The organism is Asaia sp. SF2.1 (genome assembly GCF_000505765.1).
Classification (GTDB): domain Bacteria; phylum Pseudomonadota; class Alphaproteobacteria; order Acetobacterales; family Acetobacteraceae; genus Asaia; species Asaia bogorensis.
Genome location: NZ_AYXS01000010.1, coordinates 20999 through 25896, shown reverse-complemented (window position 1 = coordinate 25896; position 4898 = coordinate 20999). Strand labels below are relative to the sequence as shown.

General features: G+C 59.2%; 4 protein-coding genes. 2 read left to right on the top strand and 2 right to left on the bottom strand.

The window, feature by feature from the left end:
* The coding region (locus P792_RS25995) for a TonB-dependent siderophore receptor (protein WP_023978250.1) at window positions 1-2050 on the bottom strand (2050 nt) is incomplete at its 3' end.
* 417 nt (window positions 2051-2467) lie between these two features.
* Here P792_RS25995 and P792_RS25990 point away from each other — a divergent pair.
* Together P792_RS25990 and P792_RS25985 are read left to right on the top strand one after the other, a co-directional pair.
* Entirely contained in the window at window positions 2468-3337 is an 870-nt protein-coding gene (locus tag P792_RS25990) for an aldose 1-epimerase family protein (protein ID WP_023978249.1), read from the top strand.
* Between the two features lie 157 nt (window positions 3338-3494).
* Window positions 3495-4442, top strand: a complete 948-nt coding sequence (locus tag P792_RS25985) for a S1/P1 nuclease (protein WP_023978248.1) — start codon at window positions 3495-3497, stop codon at window positions 4440-4442.
* 60 nt (window positions 4443-4502) lie between these two features.
* Here P792_RS25985 and P792_RS38515 read toward each other — a convergent pair.
* A partial coding sequence (locus P792_RS38515) for a S9 family peptidase (protein ID WP_035439527.1) occupies window positions 4503-4898 on the bottom strand: 396 nt, incomplete at its 5' end.

Genomic DNA, 4898 nt, shown 5'->3' with positions numbered 1-4898 from the left:
GGGGCACATACTGGACCTGCTTGCCCACCGCAGCAGCCGTATCCGAAGCCAGGGTATCGCTGTCATACAGGGCGTAAGTGGCTGAGATGTTCCAGTGGCGTGTGATCATGCCACCGACGGAAAGCTCGAGCCCCTGATTACGCTGCCGGTCGCTCGATCCCTCAACCTGCCCGGTAACCGGGTCGGCGTTGATGGCATTGTTCTTCTCCAGTCGGAACAGCGAGGCCGTGAACCCCATGCGGTCATGAAAGGCGCTGTATTTCGCGCCGATCTCGTAGAGATTGGCTTTTTCCGGGCTGGCAAAGCTGTTTGTGCCGGGGCGTATCGGCACGGAGCCGTTGGTCACATACATGCCGCTTGGCGTGGTCGAGGTTGCCCAGGTGAAATAATAGGTCTGATGCGCATCGGGCGTCGCGACGAGGCTGACATTGGGGTTAAAGACGCTGCTGACCTGATGGTAATGAATATCAGGATTGGTCGCGACATTGCCGCCTGTCAGATTATAGCTGGTCTGCCAGCGGTCCCAGCGGAAGCCACCCTTCACCGACAGCCAGTTGGTGAACCAGATCTGGTCATAGAAGAACAGGCCGGTATCAAAGCCATAGCCGTTTGAATGTGATTTGGCCCCCAGAGCACCGAGGCTGACCAGCCCACCCGGATTCAGATCGCCAGGCACGAGAAGCAGATTGCCGACATAGGGGTTGGGGTTGACCAGCGAGGCATAGGGCTTTGCTTTGAGATAGGTCGATTGCGAGCGCACATCATTGACGCGTTCGAGATCGAAACCTGTCACGATCTGATGCTTGAGAAAACCCGTATGGAAATCGGCCACCATCGAGCCGACATTCTGCACCGACCAGCTTGTCTGCTGATAGGGCAGGGGCGCCATGGTGGTGCCTAGTCCCTTGCCGTTTCCGGCGCCGTTGGGGCCTGAGCGGGCAACAAGCGCCGAACCGGCATGATCGAGGAAGTAATTGTTTACGCAGGTCGTGTCGCACGTGGCTTTGGAGGCAGCGAAAGTCCGGTAGAACTGGCCACCGCGCAGATCATCGAAGAACTTGATATGGTCGTTGAGCTTGTACGAGAAACGCGCTGTTTCCATGTTGTCGTTGGTGGCGTTCTGATCGTTGTTCGTGCCATAGAAATTGGTGCGGCGAATGCCGTATTCCGTGATCGGACCGCCGGTTTTCGCACCGGGCGGTGTGACGACAGGCACACCGAAATCCGGGATCGAGTTCTCCTGCTGGTGCATGTATTGCAGCACCAGTGTGGCCTTGCTGCCCAGACCGAAGGCGATGGAGGGTGCAATGCCCCAACGATGCGAATAGAGGAAATCGCGCCCGACAATATTGTTCTCGTTGCCCATGCCGGTGATGCGCAATGCCGTGTGGTCATCCAGCTTCTTGTTCACGTCGAGGACGCCCCGATAATAGGAGCCCGACCCGCCATTGAACTCGGCGGCATAATGGTCGCGCAGGGTGGGGGTCTTGGTCACCATATTGATGGCGCCGCCCGTCGTCCCGTTGCCGAACACCTCGGATGAAGGGCCCTTGATGACCGAGATCGTCTCGAGATTGAACGCATCGCGGCTATAGACGCCAAAATCGCGCAGCCCGTCCTGATAGATATCGTTCTGGGCCTGAAAGCCGCGGATCAGGAACTGGTCGCCATTCATGCCGCCCGCACCCTCGCCAATCGAGGAGGTCACACCCGGCACGTTCCGCAGGGCTTCATCCACCGATTTCACGTTCTGCTGCTTCATCAGCATCTGCGGTACGATATTGATCTGCTGCGGCGTATGAAGCGCGTCCTGCGGCATGCGCGACAGGCCGATCGGGTCTTTGAGTGTGTTGAAGCCGTTGCCGAGCACGGTGATATGCTCGTCTGACTTCTCCTCAGATTTCTGCTTTTCGAGCTTCCGCTGACGCTGCGGTTTCTTGTCCTTGCGGTCCGCCGAACTGTCGTCAGCGGCGTGGGTTTGAGTTGCACCGAGAATGATCCCGGTGAGCATCGGTAGCAGGGACAGGGATGTGCGCGAGAGGGATCGCATCGGGCGCGACGCTCCATTTCAGTTGCGAGGGTTTCGCAACTCCATAATGAAAGCGCGACTAAGTCTCAATTGAATTGTTGCGAAATATGTGTGGTTTTTTGCGAAATGTTTGAAATGTTCCGGTGAAATATCGAAGCACTCCTTGTCAGGTCGTTCCGCCCATCGTCTGACAGGCTCCCATGTCGCGCGTGGTGGGCTTATATGCGACCTGGGCAGTTCGGGCTGGGGCAAAGCAAGTGATGCGTCATCGGGTCAGACAGTATCTCCCCGGCCTTGACCCCAGGTCGGGTTACCGCTCCCTCACGAAACAGTCTCTTGATCTGCGATGGTTTTTGGGGAAGGTCGTTGGACCTTTAGCCAGATCGCCCCTTGCCGGGTGATCGCTGCCGCAGGCCGGAAACAGGAGCGCGATGAGTGATGTCCGACAGCCATGTCTTCAGCAATGGGCGATTCAAGGCGCGCGTTGCTGCCCACGGTGCCGAGCTTTGTTCGCTTTGTGACGAAACGGGGCGCGAGCTCATCTGGACCGGGGGCGCCTGGCCACGCCATTCTCCCGTCCTGTTCCCGATTGTAGGGCGTCTACGCGACAATCATGCTCTGATCGATGGTCTCGACTATACCCTCACGCAGCATGGTTTTGCCCGTGATCGCGTCTTTCGCTGGGTCGAACGCCATGAGACGGGTTGCACGCTGGTGCTTGAGGATGATCCGACAAGCCGGGCGATCTTTCCTTTCGCCTTCCGGCTCACGCTGCAATACACGCTCGATGAAGATGGCCTGCATCTTGCCTATACGCTGGGCAATCCGGATAGCCGGAGCCTTCTCCATGCGTCGCTCGGGGCTCATCCGGCCTTCATCTGGCCGCTTGTGCCGGGAACAGCCAAGACGGACCATGTGCTCGAATTCGAGGCTCCAGAGCCAGAGCCTCTGGCCGTTCTTGAGGAAGGGCTGATTGCTCCGGGGGCGCGCCCCAACCCGGTCAAGGATGGAATTCTGCCGCTCGATGACAGCCTGTTCGACCATGATGCGCTGATCTTCCTGCATCCGGCGAGCCGCAAGCTGCGTTTTCATGCGCGTACGGGCGAGGCGCTGGTTTTCTCGTGGCATGGTTTCGAGCAGCTTGGCATCTGGATGAAGCCGGGCTCCGATTTCCTCTGCCTCGAACCCTGGATGGGATATTCCAGCCCGGTCGATTTCGACGGGGCTTTCGAGGAAAAACCGGGATTGCTGCATCTCCAGCCCGGTGAAAGCTGGTCGGCTGGCTGGTCGGTTCGACTAGGCGCCTGATCGTCCGGGCGGCCAAACGAGGGCTTTCCGGGTGGTCCGTCACCCGCGCTATCAGCAAGGGGAGAGAGAGGGGGGTGTCATCATAACATCCCTTGCATCCTCGGTCCGGGAGTGAAACGGTAGTCGCACTTCCTGCTACTTTCGTTTCCGAGGCCTCATGACACGTCGCTCGCTTTTCGCCCTGCCGGCACTGCTTTCCGTTGCCGCGCTGACCCTTGCTTCAAAACCTGCCCAGGCCTGGGGTCCCTATGGGCATGCCATCGTCGCTGATATCGCACAGAGCCGCCTCACGCCGCAGGCTGCCAGTGCCGTGACGCAGCTTCTTGCGCTTGAGCATCATCAGAGCCTCGATCAGGTGGCGTCATGGCCCGATACGATCGGGCATGTGCCGCCGGAAAAAGGCGGCCTGCCCCAGACGCTGCCGTGGCACTATGTCGATACCGATGCTTCTTTTGCGATCTATGACAAGGCACGAGATTGCGGCAACGATATCTGCGTCACCGAAAAACTGCCTGAAATGGAACACGTGCTGGCAGACCCGAATGCGGCGCCCGAAGCGCGTCTCGCTGCCCTGAAATGGGTGGTGCATCTGGTGGGCGATCTGCATCAGCCCCTTCATGCTGCCGAGCGCGACCATGACAAGGGCGGCAACATGGTGAAGGTCTCTTATTTCGGTCAGGACCGGAACGGCCATGAGAACCTTCATTCATTGTGGGATGAGGGGATCATGGACCATGAGCGGCATCTGGTCGTGGGGCCGCATTATACGATCGATTTTGCCAAAGCCCGTGAGGAGGCCGACCGGCTGAACAGCCAGATCACCCCTGGGCAGGCTGCATTCTGGTCTGGCGCGCTTTCTCCCGACACCATGCATGAGGCTGTTGTGCAGTGGACCGATGAAAGCCACGGTCTGGCCCGTTCCATTGCCTATGGCGCGCTGCCCGGCGGCAACAGGAAGGATCTCGGCGCGGCTTACACGGATATTGCTTTTCCGGTGATCGAAACGCGCCTGCAGCAGGCGGGGGTGAGGCTTGCAGATGTCCTGAATACGGCCCTGTCTGCGCCTGTCAGCGCAATGGGTGCCCCTTCCTCCGCAACACCCTGACCGTTTTCAGGATCGAGGCGCGTTCTGCGATGCGCCTCGACCGGGCCGTACTCGGTCCTCTCAGGCGTTCTGCGATGATGCGAAGACCTGCTGGTAAAAGGCCAGTTCGCGCGTGAAGCTGTCCTGCAGGGTCTGTTGCTGACGAAAACCGTGACCCTCACCGGGGTAGATGTGCAGGGCGGACTGCCGTTCCCGCGCTACAAGCGCATCATGCATGGCCTGTGCTTGCGCCAGAGGCACGACCTTGTCCTGGTCTCCGTGCAGAAACAGTGTGGGAGATATGATCGTCGCGACATGGCTGATCGGTGAGCGTCGCAGATAGAGGTCGGCCTGCTCGGGGTAGGGGCCAATCAGCCGATCGAGATAACGGGACTCGAATTTATGCGTCTCCTCTGCCAAGGCGCGCAGATCGGTCACACCGTAAAGCGAACAACCTGCCGCAAAGACATCGGACAT